The organism is Xylanibacter ruminicola, assembly GCF_900107775.1.
GTDB lineage: Bacteria > Bacteroidota > Bacteroidia > Bacteroidales > Bacteroidaceae > Prevotella > Prevotella ruminicola_C.
On the sequence record NZ_FNRF01000002.1, the window covers coordinates 286148 to 306066 of the forward strand.

The following is a 19919-nucleotide window of genomic DNA, read 5'->3' on the forward strand; positions in this document are numbered from 1 at the left end:
AAAGGTTGTTTAGTGTTAGGGTATTTGATGTGTAAAGTAAACCCATCTAATATTTAATTCTTCGCAAATTATAGATTTCGGGTGTAAAATTAAGATTTTCTTCGGAAAAATGCAAGTTAGAAGATACTTTTTTGTATCTTTGCAGCATCAAACATAAATTTAGAACACTAATTAAAATTATAAACTGATGAAGAAAGCATTAAAAATCGCGCTGTTTAGCGTATTGGGATTGGTGGTATTATTGGGAATTGCCGTGTGGATGGAGTTTGGACAGTTGGTTAAAGGCGCAAACTCGTGTGTAAAACTGGACGACGGATTGTACTATATGGAGTACAAGGGCGACGACGGGTTTGACGGACTGATGGCCAAGGGGGGCATAGCTAAAGCCGACGAGCTGGCCGGATATGCCATCGAATTCCTGTCGAAGGGGCATTACAAGCCCGTAATCAGTACATCGAAGCAGGCATACGGATGCTCGGCACTGACCGTAAACACTCCTGAAGGCGACATTCTGATGGGGCGCAACTTTGATTTCACGTCGGCCATTGGCGTGATATTGCATTGTATTCCCGACAAAGGCTACGAAACAATCACCACCTTTAACGTGGAATTCTATAACTTTGGCGAGAATTACAAACCTGAGGGATTTCAGAATCAGTATATGGCGCTTACAGGATTGTTTGTGGCGCTGGACGGTATTAACGAGAAGGGACTGGCCATTGCCGACCTGATGGCTGGCGACACTGTGCAGACGCACCAGAACACCAGCAAACCCGACCTGACCACAACGGCTGCCATACCTTATATGCTGAAAAACGCCGCTACCGTTGACGAGGCACTGAAACTGCTGGAGGGGATAGATATGCACTCGGACATAGGTTCGGCTCACCATTACGCGATGGCCGATGCAACGGGCAAAAGGGTAGTAGTGGAATATGTTGACAATAAAATGGTGGTGGTGGAATCGCATGCTGTGGCTAACCACTATCTGTGCGAGCAGAAGCTGAATGCGGGTTTGGAGCCTGGCGATAAGCGTTACGACATGCTATGCGAGCGATATGCCGAAAACAACGGTGTGATGAACATGGAACAGCTTACTAACGCGATTGCATCGGTATCGCAACCACAGAGCGAAGGATTCCTGGGCACAGCGTGGACCATGGTGATGAACCTGAAACACCCATCGGTTACCTATTATTCGCACCGCCACTTTAACAAGCCATTCTGCTTCAGTCTGAAATAGGCTGCTGAGTAAACAGCTTCTCGTTTTCTTCGGCCGACTGTTTGATGGACTCTTCGTAACCGGTGAGGGCTGCGAAGGGGGCAAACTGGGCGGCGCGGCTCCACATCGACATCTGGGGATGACGCTTTGACACGTGATGTGGCAGGTGGATGATATCGTCGTAGTTACTCATGCTTTATGTCCTCCTATCTGATTGTTACGCTCTTTGGCGGTGGCTCCCTCGGAGAAGTTGAGTCCACGAAGGATGGCGTTCTTGCCAAAGCGCTGTTTGATTTTAAGTTGCACTTCCTGCATGCGGCGTTCTTTTTCCAATCGGGCCTGCTCTTGCTGCTTCTGCTTTTCGAGAGCTTCGTAGTCGGTAAACAAATCCAACTGCTGCGGCTCTGCCGGTTTGGCTGCTACGGCAGCCTCGGGCAACACGTGATTGGCAGTGATATTTAACCGACGGATGAGCAGATCGGGATTTACCAAACGCTGGAAGAGTTCGGCTGCAGCGGTCATCATCTGGCTCGACGAGGATGTGGGCTTATCAAAGTTGGATGAGCCATGGGCATGCTTGGGCACGGCCTTGCCATAGTAATTAGTGGTTATCTCGCCGTGATACTTGGCACGTATCTCAGTACGAGTAAGACTTTCAGCATCATAACCAACGGTGAGCACTATCTGGTCGGTAACCATCCGCTTCGACACCAGATTAAGGGCCATCCCCTCGGCCATCTCCTTAATCACCACCAGGGCTTTCTCAAAACTGTAGGGCTCCTGCAGAACTTGTCCGCTGCTGAAGGAGTTGGACTCAGGGCGATAGGCTTTTACATCGGCGATGGTGCAGGGTTCCCAGCCCCAGGCATGATCGATGAGCAATTCGGCATTTACACCAAACATCTGATAGAGCAGCTCCTCGTTCTGTAGCGACAGGCGGGCAATTTTTCCCATAGTGTCGATACCATACATAGCTAATTTGTTGGCGATGCCTCGGCCCACGCGCCAGAACTTGGTGATGGGGCTGTAGTCCCAGAGCTCGCGTCGGTAGGTCATCTCGTCGAGTTCGGCAATTCGCACGCCAACCTTATCGGCTGGCATCTTTTTGGCCATGATGTCCATTGCTACTTTGGCGAGATACATATTGGTGCCGATGCCCGCAGTAGCGGTGATGCCGGTTTGTTTGAGTACATCGCGTATCATGGTCATGGCCAGCTGATGGGCGGTCATCTTATAGGTTCCGAGATAGGCGGTTACATCCATAAACACCTCGTCGATGCTATACACGTGGATATCCTCGGGCGCTACGTACTTGAGATATACGCTATACACTTTGCTGCTTACCTCGATATAATGGGCCATGCGGGGTGGGGCAATGATGAAATCCACACCGCGCGCTTTCTGATACACCTCGAACAGGCGCGCACGTCCACCTATACCATAGGCCTTCAGACTTGGCGACACAGCCAGACAGATGGTTTTCTCGGTTCGGCTGGCATCGGCTACAACGAGGTTAGTGGTCAGCGGGTCGAGCCCTCTGTCCACGCACTCTACTGAAGCATAAAAGCTCTTCAGGTCGATGGCAATGTATGTGCGCTGTGTATCCTGCATGACTCCTGGAAATGTTTTTGCGGTACAAAATTACAAAAAAGAGTGCTTATTATTGCTAAAAAAATCGATTTATTTGTATTTGCTTAGAAAAAATATACTATCTTTGCAGGCAGAAACAATAGTAAACGATTAATTAACAAATTTAGAACGAGTATGAAAAGTATGAAATCAATCGCCGTAGCACTGTGCGCTTCGATGGTGCTGGCTGGATGTAACATGAGTAACACAGCTAAGGGTACAATGATTGGTGCTGGTGGCGGTGCTGCCCTGGGTGCTATTATTGGTAAGATTGCTGGTAACACAGCTGTTGGTGCCGCTATCGGTGGTGCTGTAGGTGCTGGTACTGGTGCAATCATTGGTAAGAAGATGGACAAGGCTAAGAAGGAGGCCGAGGCCGTTAAGAATGCTCAGGTTGAGACTATCACCGACGCTAACGGACTTGAGGCTGTTAAGGTAACATTTGATTCGGGTATCCTGTTTGCTACAAACAAGGCTGACCTGAATACCGCATCAAAGAACTCGCTGCAGCAGTTTGCTACCGTACTGAAGAACAACAGCGCTTGCGACGTTGCTATCTACGGACACACCGATAACACTGGTAGCGATGCTATCAACAATCCTCTGTCGGTTAACCGTGCTAAGAGCGTATCAAACTATCTGAAGTCGCTGGGTGTTCCTGCTTCACAGATTAAGTCGGTTGACGGTCAGGGTTCAAGCAACCCAGTTGCTGACAACAGCACAGCCGAGGGCCGCAAGCAGAACCGTCGCGTTGAGGTTTACATGTACGCTTCGGAGCAGATGATTAAGGATGCTAACGCAGAGGCAGCCAAGTGAATATTCTTAAGAACGCAATAAAATGGATAGTGGTGGTATTCTTTGCCTCCACTATTCTTGCTGTTATGGCACTACGTTTCCTGCCGGTTTACTTTACGCCGCTGATGTTTATACGCTGTTCGCAGCAGATTAGCGAGGGTAAGGACCTGAAGCTGAAACACCACTGGGTATCGCTGGATAAGATATCACCATCGTTGCCCATGGCGGTGATGGCGAGCGAGGATGCCAAATTCCTGCAGCATCACGGTTTCGACTTCCAGGCTATCGAGAAGGCTGCCAAACGTAACAGCAAGCACCCCGAGAAACGTAAGCTGGGTGCATCTACCATCTCGCAGCAAACGGCTAAGAATGTGTTCCTATGGCCGGGACGCTCGTGGGTGCGTAAAGGGTTCGAGGTGTATTTTACAGCACTCATCGAACTGATGTGGAGTAAAGAGAGAATAATGGAGGTGTATCTGAACTCGATTGAGATGGGGGATGGTATCTATGGTGCACAGGCCGTTGCCGAGCAGCACTTTAATACCGATGCATTGAACCTGACGAAGGCCCAATGCGCCCTGATAGCAGCTACACTGCCTAATCCACGTAAATTCTCGAGCAAGAATCCTTCGGGCTATATGTACAAGCGCCAGGCAAGGATTATGCGCGAGATGAAATACGTAGATAAACTATCTGATAAATAAGTACTTACTTTCTGAGTTCCCAGAAAGCCACTGCCGCTGCCGCTGCCACATTGAGTGAATCAACTTGGTGTGACATCGGTATGCGCACGGTGAAATCGGCGTTGGTGATAGTCTGCTGGGGCAGACCGTCGCCCTCGGTACCCATGATAAATGCCAGGCGCTCCTGCTGCTTCAGCACAGGATCATCGAGCGAGATGGATTTATCGGTAAGTGCCATTGCGGCTGTCTGGTAGTCCAATGAGCGCAGGGTGTCGTAAGAGTCGAGCCACGTCCAGGGAACTAAAAATACCGAACCCATCGACACACGAACAGCGCGGCGATTGAGTGGGTCGCAGCTGTTACGGGTGAGCAATACGGCATCGATGCCCAAAGCGGCTGCACTACGGAAGATGGCACCGATATTGGTGGTATCTACCACGCCATCGATCACCACGATGCGATGTTTCTGACCGCTGGGAATGCTGCCCAGCACCTGTTGTACGCTGAGTTCGGGTTTGCGACGCATGGCACAGAGCACGCCACGGGTGAGGGTATAGCCGGTGAGTTGGGCCAGCAGTTCGCGCTCCCCCGTATAAATAGGTATATCGCCACAGGCGACGATGATATCGGCAGCATCGCCCGTAATATGCTTACGTTCGCAAAGCAGCGCCTGAGGCTCATAGCCAGCCTGCAGGGCAACACGTATCACTTTAGGGCTCTCGGCAATAAACAAGCCGCGTTCGGCATCAAGCTTGTTTCGAAGCTGCGCTTCGGTGAGCGTTCCAAACACCTCAATGCCAGGCTGTTGTAAGGATTGTATTTCAGTAATCATTTAGTATAAAAATCAATTAAACGTTGCAGGGCCTGCTGGCAAACCAAGCAGAACTCGGGTTCCTCGTTGGTGCGCATGCGACAGTTCTCGTAACCACGCCAAACACCCTTTGAGAGGTAACCGCCGCCCTCGATAAAACCGGCCTTTTTATCCTTGATCAGGTTCTCCCATTTGCCGTTGAAATCGTGCTTTGTTGTGAGATTGGGCTCCCAAGGCTCGGTATCGGCAAAATACATGGGGTCGTCGTCGCCATAAGGATACTCATCACCCAAGCCGCCGAACGAATGACCAAACTCGTGAACCACTACAGGACGGAAGTGCTTGCCGTGGGCATAAGTAAGGTTGTAAGAGTTGTAGATACCGCCGCCACCATAGCGATCGGTGTTTACCAGCACGATGATGTGCTCGTAAGGGATGCCTGCCAGCACATCGTGCAGCTTCTTCAGATGCAGGGTAGTAAGGTAGCGCTCGCTATAGAAGGTGTCGAAATGCGAGCCGAGTGGGGTATTCTTCCAGATGCCTTTGTTGGGCTCGCTGGTGCCGCTCTCGACCGATGCGGGCATAGCAGCTACAATATTGAATTTCAGCTGGTTCCGCTTAAAGGGCTCGTGCTCAAACAGCGATTCCATCGCTATACAACAATCGTTCAGAAACACGTCCATCTCGTGCTGCTGATAGCCTTCGGCCACAAAAGCCACGCGAATGCAATGTGTGGTATCAGCTGCCTGCTGCAGGGTGACATGAGGCGTAATCTGGCGCTCGCCAGCCTTACGGATAAGAATATCCTTAGGATCCACTTTATGGGTAAGACGGGTGATGACGCGATCGTGATAATCAAAGAGCTCAACTTTGATTTCGACGGGCGTTTTGGGGAAAGGCACCAGGAATACGTTCTCGAACGATTTCTGTGTTTGCTTGGCTTCGGCAGTAGACACCCACTCCTGGAACAAGCTTGAGAACGAGTGGCGATAAATCACCATTCCATCGGTGAGCGAACGGACGGTAATCTGTCCGTTGCCCTTGAGTGGCAGCTCGGCCAAGTGCTGCTTGCGACCGTACCAGCGGGGCAGACTAACCAACTCGTCGACAAATATCTGCTGACGGGTGGCATCGCCTGCAAAAGTATAGTCTAATCGCAGGGTTTTATCCTCGAAATAATCGTCGAAATTCTGCGCTTGCGCGCTAACAGATAACAAAAGTAACGCGCTGTAAATAAGAATCTTTTTCATAATTCGTTAATTAAATCCTTTACATAGTTTCGTTCCCAGTCGCGATGGTGAAAACGCTCGCCATCGTACTCCAACAAATCAAGGTCGACGGTTACAATACCATCCTCGTTATGCGTGCGACCCAGACGTTTCTCAATCTCCTTCAGCACCTCGTTCAGCAGGTTCATACCCAAGGCAGTGGTGCCTTTGCAAAGCTGATTAAGATAAGGCTCCTGGCGGAGCGTGCCTACCGGTTCGGTGTAGATGGCCGATGTGAAATGTACCTCGCTGAGCAGCTGGGTGAGCTGGGTGCGGGCAGCCTCTAAGTTGGCCTCGTGATTGATATTCGAAGCCAGACTGATGATAATATGATGTTCTTTCTGTATCATAACGATTGCAAAGGTACAAATAAGCCTGCAAAATTCCAAATGATTTCAAAAAAAAACTATCTAACCCGCATTGAATACAAAAATATTCATTACCTTTGCAGGGTCGATATATATAATAAGGTGTAGCAAGCTATCAAAAGCGGTAGAAAAATGCTATATTGAGTTGACAAAATGAAAGAAAAAGAGGAAATATTGTGAATTTCTGCTTAAATATTTGGTGGAATGAAATAAAAAGTGTAATTTCGCAGCGTTTTTCAAAGACATAGAATATAAACCATTTAATAAATAAACAATCAAATGAAGAAGTACAACTTTAACGCCGGTCCCTCGATGCTTCCTCGCGAGGTGATTGAGAAGACCGCACAGCAGTGTCTTGATTTCAACGGCTCAGGTCTCTCTCTGATGGAGATCAGCCATCGTGCAAAGGACTTTCAGCCTGTAGTTGACGAGGCTGTAGCTCTCGTAAAGGAACTCCTTAACGTTCCCGAGGGTTACTCCGTGATTTTCCTTGGTGGTGGTGCCAGTCTGGAGTTCTGTATGATTCCTTATAACTTCCTGATTAAGAAGGCTGCTTACCTGAACACCGGTGTTTGGGCTAAGAAGGCTATGAAGGAAGCAAAGCTTTTCGGTGAGGTAGTAGAGGTGGCTTCTTCAGCTGATGCCAACTATACCTTCATCCCTAAGGATTGGACTGTTCCCGCTGATGCTGATTATCTGCACATCACAACAAACAATACTATCTATGGTACTGAGATCCGTAAGGACCTCGACGTTCCCGTTCGTCTGATTGCCGATATGTCATCAGATATCTTCAGCCGTCCTGTTGACGTTGCTAAGTACGATGCCATCTACGCTGGTGCTCAGAAGAACCTGGCTATGGCCGGTGTTACTATCGTGATTGTTAAGGACGACGCTCTGGGTAAGGCTCCACGTGAGATCCCAACTATGCTCGACTACCGTACACACGTAGATAAGGGTAGTATGTTCAATACTCCTCCTGTAGTTCCTATCTACAGCGCTCTCGAAAATCTGCGCTGGATCAAGGCCCAGGGTGGTGTAGAGGCTATGGACAAGCTGGCTCAGCAGCGTGCAGAGATTGTTTACGGCGAGATCGACCGCAACAAGATGTTCGTAGGTACAGCTAAGGCTGAGGATCGTTCGCTGATGAACATCTGCTTTGTAATGGCCGACGAGTACAAGGAGCTGGAGAAAGACTTCCTCGACTTCGCAGTATCAAAGGGTATGGTTGGTGTTAAGGGTCACCGCTCAGTTGGTGGTTTCCGTGCATCTTGCTACAACGCCCAGACCATCGAAGGCTGCAACGCTCTGGTAGCTTGCATGAAGGAATTCGAAGCAAATCATTAATTAAGGTAAAATGAAAGTATTAGTTGCAACAGAGAAGCCATTCGCAGCAGCTGCTGTTAATGGTATCAAGGCAGAGATTGAGGCAGCCGGCAATGAGCTGGTGCTGCTCGAGAAATATACAGAGAAGGCTCAGTTCCTGGCAGCCGTTGCTGATGCCGACGCTCTCATTATCCGTAGCGATAAGGTTGACGCCGAGGTTTTGGACGCTGCTAAGCAGTTGAAGATTGTGGTTCGTGCCGGTGCTGGTTACGACAACATCGATCTGGCTGCTGCTACTGCTCACAACGTAGTAGCCGAGAACACCCCAGGTCAGAACTCTAACGCTGTAGCCGAGTTGGTATTCGGTCTGCTCGTGATGGCCGTTCGTGGTTTCTACAACGGTAAGAGCGGTTCAGAGCTGCTGGGTAAGAAGCTGGGAATCCTGGCTTTCGGTAATGTTGGTCGCAATGTGGCTCGCATCGCCAAGGGCTTCGGTATGGACGTTTACGCTTACGACGCTTTCTGTCCTGCAGAAGTTATCGAGGCTGCTGGCGTACACGCTGTTTGCTGTCAGGAGAAATTGTTCGAGACTTGTGATGTTGTATCACTCCACATCCCTGCTACTCCTGAGACCAAGCAGAGCATCAACGCTGCTTTGGTTGGTAAGATGAAGAAAGGTGGCGTGCTGGTTAATACAGCCCGCAAGGAGGTTATCAACGAGCCCGAGCTGATTAAGCTGATGGCTGAGCGTGAGGACCTGAAGTTCGTGACCGACATCATGCCAGATGCTAACGATGAGTTCGCCAAGTTCGAAGGTCGTTACTTCTCAACTCCTAAGAAGATGGGTGCTCAGACAGCCGAAGCCAACATCAATGCTGGTATCGCTGCTGCCAAGCAGATCAACGCCTTCTTCAAGGATGGCGACACCAAGTTCCAAGTAAATAAGTAATTTACTGATATATCAGGTGCACAGGAGGGTTTAAGCCCTACTTGTGCACTTTTGTATTCTCCTAAAACCTATTTTAATTATGCAAAGTGATCCCAAGCAGTGCTTGTATTGCACGAATAATCAGACGCTTCACGACCTGATGATTGAGTTTGCTCAACTATCGGTGTCGCGAGCTTTTCTTTTTAAGGAGCAGACCTATCGCGGTCGTTGTCTGGTGGCCTATAAGGACCACGTTAACGACCTGAACGAGTTGAGCGACGAAGATCGCAACGCCTTTATGGCCGATGTGGCTAAGGTGACTCGTGCCATGCAGAAAGCATTCAATCCCGAGAAAATCAACTACGGTGCCTATAGCGACAAGCTGTCGCATCTGCACTTCCATCTGGCTCCCAAATATGTGGATGGTCCCGATTACGGCGGCGTGTTCCAGATGAACCCAGGCAAGGTATATCTTACCGATGCCGAATACAACGAAATAATAGAGAAAATTAAACAATACTTATAATAACATGGCTATTATCAAACCATTCAAGGGTATTCGCCCACCAAAAGAACTTGTAGAGCAAGTTGAGAGCCGTCCTTACGATGTGCTCGACAGTGAAGAGGCGAGGGCAGAGGCTGGCGACAACGAGAAGAGCCTCTATCACATTATCAAACCAGAGATTGATTTCCCAGTAGGTACCTCGGAGTACGACCCACGTGTGTACGAGAAGGCTGCCGAGAACTTCCAGAAGTTCCAGGACAAGGGTTGGTTGGTGCAGGATGCCGACGACCACTATTACATCTATGCGCAGACCATGAACGGTAAGACGCAGTACGGACTGGTGGTTGGCGCTTATGTGGACGACTACATGAAGGGCAACATCAAGAAGCACGAGCTGACCCGTCGCGATAAGGAAGAGGACCGCATGAAGCATGTTCGTGTGAACAATGCTAACATCGAGCCCGTATTCTTTGCTTATCCTGACAACACAGTGCTGAACGAGCTGATTATGCGTTATGCCGCTACCGAGCCTGAGTACGATTTCGTAGCTCCTATCGACGGTTTCCGTCATCAGTTCTGGGTAATCAGCGACGCTAAGGATATGCAGACCATTACTGAGCAGTTTGCCCAGATGCCATCGCTGTATATCGCCGATGGTCACCACCGTTCGGCTGCTGCCGCTCTGGTTGGTGCCGAGAAGCAGAAGCAGAACCCCAACCACAATGGTACCGAGGAGTATAACTACTTTATGGCTGTTTGCTTCCAGGCATCACAGCTCACAATTCTCGACTACAACCGCGTAGTGAAGGATCTGAACGGCATGTCGAGCGAAGAGTTCCTGGCTGCCCTGCAGGTAAACTTCGAGGTAGAGGATAAGGGTACCGAGATTTACAAGCCACAGCAGCTGCACGAGTTCTCGCTCTATCTGGATCAGCACTGGTTCAGTCTGAAGGCTAAGGAGGGAACTTACGATAATACCGATCCTATCGGCGTGCTGGATGTAGATATCTCGAGCCGTCTGATTCTGGACGAGATTCTGAATATCGGCGACCTGCGTTCTTCGCAGCGCATCGACTTTGTAGGCGGACTGCGCGGACTGAAGGAGCTGAAGCGTCGTGTTGACTCAGGTGAGATGCGTGCTGCGCTGGCTCTCTATCCTGTATCGATGCAGCAGATTATGGATATTGCCGATAGCGGTAAGATTATGCCACCAAAGGCTACCTGGTTCGAGCCTAAACTGCGTTCAGGACTGGTTATTCACAAGCTGAGCTAAGCCGATGAAGACTAAGCATATACAGCACGAAACTCAGGGCACATGTTCGAAACTGATCGACGTGACTGCCGATGAGAATAACGTGATACAGCAGGTATTCTTCCTTGGAGGTTGCAACGGCAACCTTCAGGGAATAAGCCAGTTGGTGCGCGGACAGAAGATCGACGATGTGATCCCCAAGATTAACGGCATTCGTTGTGGTGCCAAAGGTACATCGTGCCCCGATCAGTTATGCCGGGCACTTGAGAAACTCAAGGATGCTCCATTAGAGGGATAAAAAGAAATAAGGCTTCGGAAATTCCGAAGCCTTATTCTTTTCTTTGCGGAGAGTGAGGGATTCAAACCCCCGATACCCGAAAGGGGTATACCGGATTTCGAGTCCAGCGCGATCGATCACTCTGCCAACTCTCCGATTAAGCGAAGGCAAATCGAGCTTGCTCGTTTTGCTGAACGAAAGGAGAGTCAAACTTGTTTAACTCTTATTTCGTTTGCGAGTGCAAAGGTAATGCTTTTTTAGGAAACCACCAAACATTTTTTGCGGAAAATTCGATTTTTATTCGAATGACAGCTTAGATAGTCGGTTACGTAGTTGTTCAGCTTCCGATTTGCGGATGCTGAGTTTGATTTCGCAGGTATTATCATAGGTTTGCGAAACAATACGTGGCTGCATCTCTTTTACGATTCGCATCACATCGTTCATCAGCGGATAGGCGAAAGTGTAAGTCACAATCTCCTCAACCTGTCGGGTTTCAATCTCGGAGTGGGCTAGGGCATCGGCTGCCGCTTCGCGATAGGCTACAATCAAACCAGATGTACCTAAGTTCACACCACCGTAATAACGCACCACCACAATCAGTATGTCGGTAAGTTCGTTGCTGTTTATCTGTCCCAGAATAGGTTTGCCTGCTGTGCTCGATGGTTCGCCATCGTCGTTAGCGCGGAACTCTAAGCGTTCGGCACCTAACATATACGCATAGCAAACGTGGCGGGCATCGTAGTATTTCTTACGATATCCGGCTAATAATTCCTTGATTTCGTCAAGGGTTTCTACATGATGAGCGAAGGCGAGGAACTTGCTACGCTTTTCAGTATAGTAGCCCTCGCCTTCGGCCTTAAGTGTCTTGAATTCGTCTATCAATTGTCAACTATCAATTATCAATTATTATACTCCTGCCATGATTTGATCTTCACATCATCGATGCTCATAGCGGTGAAGGCCTCGATAAATGCCTTGGCCAAACGCACGTTAGTCATCAAAGGAATGTTATGATCGATGGCACCACGACGGATCTTGTAACCATTGGTGAGCTCGCGACTGGTGTGATTCTTTGGTACATTGATAACCAAACCAACCTTGTGCTGACTGATGAGATCCATCACATTATTCTCGCCGGTTTCATCGGGCCATGCTACAGCTACAGCCTTTACACCGTTATCGTTAAAGAACTTAGCGGTTCCTGCGGTGGCGTAGATGGTGTAACCCTTCTTGGCCAACTGCTGTGCTGGCTCCAGCAAGCTTACCTTACCCTTGGCACCACCCGACGAAATCAGAACGGCATCCTTAGGAATAGAGTAACCGGTTGCGATGAGCGAGTTGAGCAGGGCCTCGTTCAGGTCGTCGCCCAAGCAACCAACCTCACCAGTTGAGCTCATGTCGACACCCAGAACTGGGTCGGCATTCTGCAAACGGGCGAACGAGAACTGACTGGCCTTTACACCAATGCGGTCGATGTCGAACTCACTCTTGTCAGGCTTCTGATAAGGTGCGTCGAGCATGATTTTGGTAGCTGTTTCGATGAAATTACGTTTTAAAATCTTTGACACAAATGGGAATGAACGGCTGGCACGCAGGTTACACTCAATAACCTTAACCTCGCGGTTCTTGGCGAGGAACTGTATGTTGAACGGTCCAGAGATGTTCAATTCGGCTGCAATCTTGTGTGCAATTTTCTTTATCTGACGGATGGTAGAGAAATAGATATTCTGAGCGGGGAAAACCATCGTGGCATCGCCCGAGTGAACACCAGCATACTCCACATGTTCAGAAATAGCATACTCAATTACCTCGCCCTTATCGGCTACTGCGTCGAATTCTATCTCCTTTGTCTCTGTCATGAACTTAGATACTACTACAGGGAACTCTTTTGATACCTCAGTAGCCATATTCAGGAAGCGATGCAGCTCCTCTTCGTCGTAACAAACATTCATTGCGGCACCCGAAAGTACGTACGAAGGACGAACCAGAACGGGGTAGCCCACCTTGGCCACAAAATCCTTCACATCGTCGAAACTGGTGAGTGCCTGCCATGCTGGCTGGTCGATTCCGAGCTTGTCGAGCATGGCCGAGAACTTGTCGCGGTTCTCAGCGCGGTCGATGTCAACTGGCGAGGTTCCAAGCACGGGAACTCCCTGTCTATGCAATTTCATAGCCAGGTTATTAGGTATCTGACCACCCACTGAAACGATGACACCACGAGGCGACTCCAATTCGATCACATCGAGCACGCGCTCCAACGAAAGTTCGTCGAAATACAAGCGGTCGCACATATCATAGTCGGTCGAAACGGTCTCTGGATTGTAGTTAATCATGATAGATTTGTAACCCAGTTTGCGGGCGGTGTTGATGGCGTTAACCGAACACCAGTCGAACTCAACCGACGAACCGATACGGTAAGCACCCGAACCGAGTACTACCACCGATTTCTCATTATTATAATAATTAATGTCGTGCGCAGCTACATATTTCTCACCTTCAGGATTTCCGAATGCAGGAATATGAGTGTAGGTGAAGTAGAGGTAGTTTGTAAGCTCAGGATGCTCAGAGGCAACTGTTGGGATGCGCTTAACCGATGGTACTACGCCACGCTGCTTACGATACTTGCGAACAGCCAGATTCTCCTTCTCCATATTTCCACCCTGTGGCTTAAGAACGAAGCGGGCAATCTGGAAATCGCTGAAACCGCAGCGTTTTACCTCCAGCAGCAGCTCATCGGGCAGTTCCTCAAGCTGATTGTACTTCAGCAACTCGTGCTTAAGGTCGACAATATGCTTCAGGCGCTCCAGGAACCAAACGTCAATCTTGGTAAGCTGCTCGATACGCTCGATGGTGTAACCCTCTTCCAGAGCCTGAGCGATAGCAAAGATACGCAGATCGGTTGGGTTAGCCAACTCCTCGTCGAGGTTATCAAACTTGGTGTGGTCGTTGCCCACGAAACCGTGCATGCCCTGACCAATCATACGCAAGCCCTTCTGGATCATCTCCTCGAAGCTGCGACCGATACTCATAATCTCACCAACCGATTTCATCGACGAACCAATCTGACGGCTCACGCCAGCAAACTTAGTCAGGTCCCAACGAGGAATCTTACAGATCATATAGTCGAGGCTTGGTGCTACGTAAGCGCTTGATGTTGTGCCCATTTCGCCGATCTGGTCAAGTGTATATCCAAGCGCAATCTTGGCAGCAACAAAGGCGAGGGGATAGCCTGTGGCCTTTGAAGCCAAAGCCGAAGAACGGCTCAAGCGCGCGTTGATTTCGATGATACGGTAGTCGTTTGTCTCAGCATTGAATGCGAACTGAATATTGCACTCACCCACAATGCCCAGGTGCTTCACGCACTTAATAGTGATTTCCTGCAGCATTTTAACCTGCTCCTCGCGCAGCGAGCAAGTAGGCGCAACTACGATGGATTCGCCAGTATGGATACCCAGTGGGTCGAAATTCTCCATCGAGGCAACGGTAAAGCAACGGTCGTTAGCATCGCGGATGCACTCAAACTCGATTTCCTTCCAGCCCTTCAGACTCTCTTCAACCAGAATCTGCGGCGCGAAAGTAAAGGCCGACTCGGCCAACTCGATGAACTTCTTCTCATCGGGACAGATACCTGAACCCAGACCACCCAGCGCATAAGCCGAACGGATCATGATAGGGAATCCGATCTCGTGAGCTGCCTTCAGAGCATCTTCCATCGACTCTACAGCGTGGCTTACAGGCACCTTCAGATCAACCTCGCCCAGTTTCTTTACAAACAGGTCGCGGTCTTCGGTGTTCATAATGGCTTCTACACTTGTACCAAGCACCTCAACGCCATACTCTTTCAGAGTTCCGTTCAAGTAAAGCTCAGTACCGCAGTTAAGCGCAGTCTGTCCACCAAATGCCAAGAGGATGCCATCGGGGCGTTCCTTCTTGATAATCTCAGTTACGAAGTGTGTATTTACCGGCTGGAAATACACCTTGTCTGCGATACCCTCGCTTGTCTGGATGGTTGCGATGTTAGGGTTTACGAGTACACTCTTGATGCCTTCCTCGCGAAGTGCCTTGAGGGCCTGAGAGCCTGAATAGTCAAACTCTCCTGCTTGTCCAATTTTCAGGGCACCCGATCCGAGAACCAGCACCTTTTTCAGTTCTTTTTTCATATTCGTATTGGTTTTAATTTTGAAGATTGCATAAAATCGCTTGCAAAGATACGAAGTTTTATTTAAACTTCCAAAAACAGCGTCTTGTAAAGTGTTAAAAAAAGGGCCCGACTTATTAAAAAGTGAGCCCTTTAGATATAAACTAAATGTTTATGCGTTTTACTCGTAATAAGTAATAGTACGGGTGATTTCCATTTCCTGTCCCATCATGCTCATCTTACGACTGATCCAGTTGCCTTTATCATCGAACTTATAGTCGGTGAGAGGAATCTCAACATCCTGACCCATCATGTTCATCTTCTGAGTTTTTACCAGTCCGTTCTCATCGTAAACAAAAGCCTGAACGATTTCCTGCCCCATAGCGTTGATGGTTTGTTTTACCAGTTTGCCATCCTCCCAGGCAAACTTAACATCAGCCTCCTGGCCCTGCATGCTCATCTTGGCGCTCTGAATGTAGCCATTCTCGTCGTACTTCACATCGGTCAAGCCATCCTGCTGCATCTTACCGTCCTGGGTAAAGGTTGTGTTACGTGGCATACCCATCATGGTCATGCTGATTGATTTAACAGCGCCCTTAGCCTCGTTAGCTTCAACGTCGTGGAACTTGGTTTGTGCCTGCATAGTCATAGCCATAGCCAGAGCAGCAATCATCATTGTTAGTTTCTTCATTTCTGAAAAGTTTTAATTGGTTGTACAATAATAGTTGATAAATCAAATTATCGGCGACAAAGATAAGGCAATTTTTGCTAACCGCCAAACGAAAAAGCGTTTTTCTGCGATTTTTTATAAAACTAAAAGAGGCGAGCATTCACTGCTAGCCTCTTTCGTTAAAAAACTAAATTAATCAACCATAAACCTTAACCATTAAAATCGAGTGCAAAGGTACTGATTAAAAATGTAATCACCAAATGTTTCGGTGTATTCTTAACAATATTTATATTATCTGCATATTAATGCTTCAGTACCAGGCAAGCCCAATCATGGTCGGTAGTCTGCGATACCAACTTAAGTCCGATGGAATGGGCTTTTTCTATCAGAATTTCGCAATCGTCTGAGTAGAAGCCACTTAGGATAAGCAGCGAGCCCTCATGCATCTTGCTAACAAACATCGGCATGTCGGCCAAAAGGATATTTCTATTGATGTTCGCCAGCACTATGTCGAATTTTTCGTCGATATTTTCGAGGATTTTAGCGTCGCCCAAAATCGAGGTGAATCGATCGTCAACACGATTAATCACAGCGTTATGGCGAGCGTTATCTACGCTCCATTCGTCGATATCGTAACCTACAGCCTCGGTTGCACCCAGTTTCAGGGCGCAGATAGAGAGGATACCCGTACCTGTGCCGCAATCCAGCACACGACCTTTGGCCAACTTCAGCAGCTGGGTGCAAATCATACGCGTGGTTTCGTGGGTGCCAGTACCGAAGGCCAACTTGGCATCGATTTCGATCTGCACTTTACTATCAACGTCGGGCAGATGGCGTCCATCATGAATCACTAGCTGATCGGCAATCACAATAGGCTCGAAACCTTCCTGCTCCCATTGCTCGTTCCAGTCGCGATCCTCAGCCTCGCGTACATTATATATAATAGAGGTACCCTCGAATGGAAAATCCTCTATACACTCGTGCAGTGTATCCTCGTCGAAGAGCGACTGCTGCACATACCCCTTCAAGCCTGTCTCTGTTTCCTCGAAAGTTTCGAAACCAGCCTCGCCAGCAAGCGATGCAAACAGGTCGGCAGCATCGGCCGAATAGGGTGAAATGGTGAATTCTACCTCAAAATACTTCATATAATCGTTAATTTTTGAGGCAAAATTACAAAAATTAGGGAAAATCCTATCATAAGTTAGGGTTTTTCCCTATTTTTGCACCGAAATTCATTGTATTTTTGCAACGTGAATCATTAAACTTGAAGAAAATGAAGAAACTGTTACTAATTTCAATGCTGATCGGAGCCATGCCTCTCTCGATGATGGCTCAGGACGACGACCTCTACTTCGTACCAAAGAAGAAAAAGGCACAGGTAGAGCATGTGAAGGATATCGCCCCCGTGGTGGCTCCGCAGTCAAAAGCCAAGAGCAGCTACGAGGTGATTGACGGTGATACTACCAAGTTAGATGTAATCGACTTTACCGATGGAAAGGGTGTTTATCCTGCCGACACTCTTGAGGCTGAGGATTTCGCCCTGACCAAGAACATGGTTCGCTTTGATGACTACGACGTGAGCAGCAATGCTGCTTTCTGGGCTGGTTATCGTGCCGGATCAAGCACTTGGGGTTGGCACTCACCTTGGTACTACAGTCGTTACGGCTGGTACGATCCTTGGTACTATGGTTCGTGGTACAGCTCATGGTATAGCTGGTACGATCCTTACTACTATGGTTGGTATGATCCTTGGTATTATGGTTCATGGGGTTGGCCATATTATGGCTATTACGGCTACTACAGCTGGTATTCGCCTTATCGCTACTGGGGCTATCCCTATTACTATGGTGGCGGCGGTGGTAGAACACACTACTACGGTCATACAGGAAATGCCGGAACCATCGACATCAAGGGCAGCACAGGCCGTCGCTCTTCATACCGCAACTCTGTTGCCAACAGCAGCTCGCGTATGGGCAGTCTGAGAGAGCGCGCCAGTCAGATGGGTGGAAACCGCGTATATAGCAGTGGTAACACACAGCGCAGCGCCTCTGGCAACTTCAGTGGTCGCCGTGGTGGTAACAACTCTAATTATAATTACTCGTCATCAAGTCGCTCTAACTCTACTTACAGCAGTCCTACACGCTCTTCAAGCAGCGGTAGCTTTGGCAGTAGCAGTGGTAGCTTCGGAGGCTCTCGTAGCTCTGGTGGCGGTGGCGGTGGCAGCCGTATGGGAGGACGACGCTGACATTGAGCATTGAACATTAATAAATTAATTATATTGCCATTATGAAGAAGATTTTATTGGCAGCGATTGCTATGGGCATAGTTTTGCCAGCAGCTGCACAGGATACATACGAGAGCGCCCGCTTGCTGGGTAGCGATCTGAACGGAACCGCCCGCTATGTGGGTATGGGTGGAGCAATGGAGGCTTTGGGTGCCGATATCTCAACCATGGGTACTAACCCTGCTGGTATCGGACTCTTCCGCCACTCAACAGCCAGTTTGAGTTTCGGAGTGGTTTCGCAGGCCGACGCTAAGGAGTTCGACGGACTGAATAAAACCAATATGAGCTTTGATCAGGCAGGTTTTGTTTACTCGGCTCGCGTTAGTCCCACCTCTATTATTAATGTGGGCTTTAACTACCACAAGAGTAAGAACTTCGACCAGATTCTGTCGGCTGCCAACTCTTTGAGAGGATGTTCACAGAACGGACTGACCTACGAAAAGGCTGACCGAGGATTCTACGAGTTTGATGAGAACAAGCAGAACGAAATAATAGGCTGGGAGGGCGACTATCGTTCGTATCGCTTTAATCAGGCAGATTATATGAATGCTAATGTGTTCCTGCTCGATCCCGATGATAACAACTTCTATTGGAGCGAGGCTGGCGCCTACAGCTTTGATCGTGCACATCGCGGTTGGATTGCTGATTACGACTTCAACCTGAGCGGCAACTACGACGATCGTTTCTTCTGGGGACTGACTGTTGGCGTGCAGGATGTACACTATAAAGGCTACTCTGAGTATGCCGAAAGCATTCTCGATTCACAGGGAGCAAATGCTGGTTCGCTGGCTTATGGCGACGAGCGCAAGATTACCGGTACTGGTGTAAACCTGAAGTTTGGTGTTATCTTCCGTCCTGTAGAGGAATCACCATTCCGCATCGGTGCTTACATCCACACACCAACCTGGTACGAGCTTACCTCGAGCAATTCGAGCGCGATAGTTAATAATACTCTGCATGGTGCTTATGATAAGGGCCAGAGTCAGGAAAGTTACGACTTTGCTTACCACACACCTTGGAAGTTTGGTTTGAGCATGGGTACTACCGTTGGAACCGAGTTTGCATTTGGTGCAGGTTACGAGTACACCGACTACGCCGCCAGTCAGAACCGCATCATCGATGGTTACGACTATTACGACAATGCCGAGACATCAACGGATCGCACTATGAAGACCAATACTGAGCGTTCGCTCAAGGGTGTTTCAACCCTGAAGTTGGGTGCTGAGTACAAGCCCGTACCTGATGTAGCATTCCGCGTAGGTTACAACTACATCACCAGCGGTTACAAGATGGATGGTGTTCGCGACATGACTGTTGACAGCCCAGGTACTATGTATGCTTCTACAACTGATTATGTAAACTGGAAGGATACCCAGCGCTTTACCTGTGGTGTAGGTTTCAAGGTTGGCAAGATGAATATCGACCTGGCCTATCAGCTGAGCAATACTGACGGTGAGTTCCATCCATTCCAGGACTATCAGAGTCTCGCTTCTTCAACAATCGTTAGCACAGGTGTTACTAAGGTTAGCAACAAGCGCAGCCAAGGTTTGCTTACTATCGGATACACTTTCTAACAATGTAACAATTTAAAAATGTAACAATGTGGAAATTGTAAGATTTTAGATTGTAGGAATTAAAAAACTGAAAGTTTTTATGGATAAAAATACGGCTTATGCAAATTAAGCCGTATTTTTTTGGCTGTTTGCGCAAAAATGCCTACCTTTGCCCCTGATAGAAAATATCACATAATTGAAAATCGTAAA

General features: G+C 48.5%; 19 protein-coding genes and 1 tRNA gene. 10 read left to right on the forward strand and 10 right to left on the reverse strand.

The genetic code is table 11. The features are described from left to right. The first annotated feature begins 187 nt into the window (after positions 1 to 187). A complete protein-coding gene (locus BLU97_RS05255) occupies positions 188 to 1243 on the forward strand; it encodes a linear amide C-N hydrolase (RefSeq protein WP_081352881.1) in 1056 nt (351 codons plus the stop codon). Here BLU97_RS05255 and BLU97_RS05260 read toward each other — a convergent pair. Both BLU97_RS05260 and BLU97_RS05265 read right to left on the reverse strand, forming a co-directional pair. Then, complete coding sequence (locus tag BLU97_RS05260; protein ID WP_074760573.1) at positions 1230 to 1415, reverse strand: hypothetical protein; 186 nt, start codon at positions 1413 to 1415, stop codon at positions 1230 to 1232. The two genes, BLU97_RS05255 and BLU97_RS05260, sit on opposite strands and share 14 nt — an antisense overlap. After that, positions 1412 to 2833: a DNA methylase gene (locus BLU97_RS05265; RefSeq protein WP_074760574.1), complete on the reverse strand. Its 1422-nt coding sequence runs from the start codon at positions 2831 to 2833 to the stop codon at positions 1412 to 1414. The genes BLU97_RS05260 and BLU97_RS05265 overlap by 4 nt, the downstream gene beginning before the upstream one ends. A 153-nt stretch (positions 2834 to 2986) precedes the next feature. Here BLU97_RS05265 and BLU97_RS05270 point away from each other — a divergent pair, with 153 nt between their 5' ends. Then, complete coding sequence (locus BLU97_RS05270) at positions 2987 to 3667, forward strand: OmpA family protein (protein WP_074760575.1); 681 nt, start codon at positions 2987 to 2989, stop codon at positions 3665 to 3667. Next, entirely contained in the window at positions 3664 to 4350 is a 687-nt protein-coding gene (gene mtgA, locus BLU97_RS05275; protein WP_074760576.1) for a monofunctional biosynthetic peptidoglycan transglycosylase, read from the forward strand. The genes BLU97_RS05270 and mtgA overlap by 4 nt, the downstream gene beginning before the upstream one ends. Positions 4351 to 4354: 4 nt before the next feature. Here mtgA and BLU97_RS05280 read toward each other — a convergent pair whose 3' ends face one another. The 3 genes from BLU97_RS05280 to BLU97_RS05290 are packed head-to-tail and all read right to left on the reverse strand — an operon-like array spanning position 4355 to position 6758. Next, the gene (locus tag BLU97_RS05280; RefSeq protein WP_074760577.1) at positions 4355 to 5161 is read right to left on the reverse strand and encodes a TrmH family RNA methyltransferase; all 807 of its coding nucleotides are present in this window, start codon (positions 5159 to 5161) and stop codon (positions 4355 to 4357) included. After that, positions 5158 to 6390, reverse strand: a complete 1233-nt coding sequence (locus BLU97_RS05285; protein WP_074760578.1) for a M64 family metallopeptidase — start codon at positions 6388 to 6390, stop codon at positions 5158 to 5160. The genes BLU97_RS05280 and BLU97_RS05285 overlap by 4 nt, the downstream gene beginning before the upstream one ends. Beyond that, positions 6387 to 6758, reverse strand: coding sequence for a 2-amino-4-hydroxy-6-hydroxymethyldihydropteridine diphosphokinase (locus BLU97_RS05290; RefSeq protein ID WP_074760579.1), 372 nt, complete (start codon positions 6756 to 6758; stop codon positions 6387 to 6389). The genes BLU97_RS05285 and BLU97_RS05290 overlap by 4 nt, the downstream gene beginning before the upstream one ends. Before the next feature lie 297 nt (positions 6759 to 7055). Between BLU97_RS05290 and serC the strand changes: the two genes are divergently transcribed. The 5 genes from serC (at position 7056) to BLU97_RS05315 (ending at position 11085) form a co-directional block, all read left to right on the forward strand. Further along, entirely contained in the window at positions 7056 to 8123 is a 1068-nt protein-coding gene (serC, locus tag BLU97_RS05295; protein ID WP_013064757.1) for a 3-phosphoserine/phosphohydroxythreonine transaminase, read from the forward strand. A 10-nt stretch (positions 8124 to 8133) separates the two neighbouring features. Further along, entirely contained in the window at positions 8134 to 9051 is a 918-nt protein-coding gene (locus BLU97_RS05300; protein ID WP_013065456.1) for an NAD(P)-dependent oxidoreductase, read from the forward strand. 79 nt (positions 9052 to 9130) lie between these two features. Then, a complete protein-coding gene (locus tag BLU97_RS05305) occupies positions 9131 to 9556 on the forward strand; it encodes an HIT family protein (RefSeq protein WP_074760580.1) in 426 nt (141 codons plus the stop codon). A 4-nt stretch (positions 9557 to 9560) separates the two neighbouring features. Then, positions 9561 to 10808, forward strand: coding sequence for a DUF1015 domain-containing protein (locus tag BLU97_RS05310; RefSeq protein ID WP_074760581.1), 1248 nt, complete (start codon positions 9561 to 9563; stop codon positions 10806 to 10808). Between the two features lie 4 nt (positions 10809 to 10812). After that, on the forward strand, positions 10813 to 11085 hold the full coding sequence (locus tag BLU97_RS05315; RefSeq protein WP_074760582.1) for a TIGR03905 family TSCPD domain-containing protein: 273 nt from the start codon (positions 10813 to 10815) through the stop codon (positions 11083 to 11085). Positions 11086 to 11131: 46 nt separating this feature from the next. On the opposite strand, the gene BLU97_RS05320 is transcribed toward BLU97_RS05315, so the two are convergent. From BLU97_RS05320 to prmA, 5 genes are all read right to left on the reverse strand, one after another. Then, a tRNA-Ser gene (locus tag BLU97_RS05320) sits at positions 11132 to 11219 on the reverse strand. Positions 11220 to 11361: 142 nt separating this feature from the next. Beyond that, a complete protein-coding gene (locus BLU97_RS05325) occupies positions 11362 to 11946 on the reverse strand; it encodes an IMPACT family protein (protein ID WP_074760583.1) in 585 nt (194 codons plus the stop codon). A gap of 17 nt (positions 11947 to 11963) precedes the next feature. Then, positions 11964 to 15224: a carbamoyl-phosphate synthase (glutamine-hydrolyzing) large subunit gene (gene carB, locus BLU97_RS05330; protein ID WP_074760584.1), complete on the reverse strand. Its 3261-nt coding sequence runs from the start codon at positions 15222 to 15224 to the stop codon at positions 11964 to 11966. A 159-nt stretch (positions 15225 to 15383) separates the two neighbouring features. Beyond that, positions 15384 to 15893 (reverse strand): hypothetical protein, encoded by a 510-nt coding sequence (locus BLU97_RS05335; RefSeq protein ID WP_074760585.1) that lies wholly within the window; start codon positions 15891 to 15893, stop codon positions 15384 to 15386. Between the two features lie 281 nt (positions 15894 to 16174). Then, positions 16175 to 17017: a 50S ribosomal protein L11 methyltransferase gene (prmA, locus tag BLU97_RS05340; RefSeq protein WP_074760586.1), complete on the reverse strand. Its 843-nt coding sequence runs from the start codon at positions 17015 to 17017 to the stop codon at positions 16175 to 16177. Between the two features lie 128 nt (positions 17018 to 17145). Here prmA and BLU97_RS05345 point away from each other — a divergent pair, with 128 nt between their 5' ends. Further along, positions 17146 to 18117: a hypothetical protein gene (locus BLU97_RS05345; protein WP_074760587.1), complete on the forward strand. Its 972-nt coding sequence runs from the start codon at positions 17146 to 17148 to the stop codon at positions 18115 to 18117. 41 nt (positions 18118 to 18158) lie between these two features. Beyond that, positions 18159 to 19730 (forward strand): OmpP1/FadL family transporter, encoded by a 1572-nt coding sequence (locus tag BLU97_RS05350; protein ID WP_074760588.1) that lies wholly within the window; start codon positions 18159 to 18161, stop codon positions 19728 to 19730. The last annotated feature ends 189 nt before the right edge of the window (positions 19731 to 19919 follow it).

Excerpts from the sequence above, each read along its gene's own strand:
- BLU97_RS05285 (WP_074760578.1), bottom strand. The coding sequence starts at position 6,390 with ATGAAAAAGATTCTTATTTACAGCGCGTTACTTTTGTTATCTGTTAGC.
- BLU97_RS05300 (WP_013065456.1), top strand. The coding sequence starts at position 8,134 with ATGAAAGTATTAGTTGCAACAGAGAAGCCATTCGCAGCAGCTGCTGTT.
- BLU97_RS05345 (WP_074760587.1), top strand. The coding sequence starts at position 17,146 with ATGAAGAAACTGTTACTAATTTCAATGCTGATCGGAGCCATGCCTCTC.
- carB (WP_074760584.1), bottom strand. The coding sequence starts at position 15,224 with ATGAAAAAAGAACTGAAAAAGGTGCTGGTTCTCGGATCGGGTGCCCTG.
- prmA (WP_074760586.1), bottom strand. The coding sequence starts at position 17,017 with ATGAAGTATTTTGAGGTAGAATTCACCATTTCACCCTATTCGGCCGAT.
- BLU97_RS05310 (WP_074760581.1), top strand. The coding sequence starts at position 9,561 with ATGGCTATTATCAAACCATTCAAGGGTATTCGCCCACCAAAAGAACTT.
- BLU97_RS05280 (WP_074760577.1), bottom strand. The coding sequence starts at position 5,161 with ATGATTACTGAAATACAATCCTTACAACAGCCTGGCATTGAGGTGTTT.
- BLU97_RS05260 (WP_074760573.1), bottom strand. The coding sequence starts at position 1,415 with ATGAGTAACTACGACGATATCATCCACCTGCCACATCACGTGTCAAAG.
- BLU97_RS05335 (WP_074760585.1), bottom strand. The coding sequence starts at position 15,893 with ATGAAGAAACTAACAATGATGATTGCTGCTCTGGCTATGGCTATGACT.
- BLU97_RS05315 (WP_074760582.1), top strand. The coding sequence starts at position 10,813 with ATGAAGACTAAGCATATACAGCACGAAACTCAGGGCACATGTTCGAAA.
- BLU97_RS05290 (WP_074760579.1), bottom strand. The coding sequence starts at position 6,758 with ATGATACAGAAAGAACATCATATTATCATCAGTCTGGCTTCGAATATC.
- BLU97_RS05270 (WP_074760575.1), top strand. The coding sequence starts at position 2,987 with ATGAAAAGTATGAAATCAATCGCCGTAGCACTGTGCGCTTCGATGGTG.
- BLU97_RS05305 (WP_074760580.1), top strand. The coding sequence starts at position 9,131 with ATGCAAAGTGATCCCAAGCAGTGCTTGTATTGCACGAATAATCAGACG.
- serC (WP_013064757.1), top strand. The coding sequence starts at position 7,056 with ATGAAGAAGTACAACTTTAACGCCGGTCCCTCGATGCTTCCTCGCGAG.
- BLU97_RS05350 (WP_074760588.1), top strand. The coding sequence starts at position 18,159 with ATGAAGAAGATTTTATTGGCAGCGATTGCTATGGGCATAGTTTTGCCA.
- BLU97_RS05255 (WP_081352881.1), top strand. The coding sequence starts at position 188 with ATGAAGAAAGCATTAAAAATCGCGCTGTTTAGCGTATTGGGATTGGTG.
- BLU97_RS05265 (WP_074760574.1), bottom strand. The coding sequence starts at position 2,833 with ATGCAGGATACACAGCGCACATACATTGCCATCGACCTGAAGAGCTTT.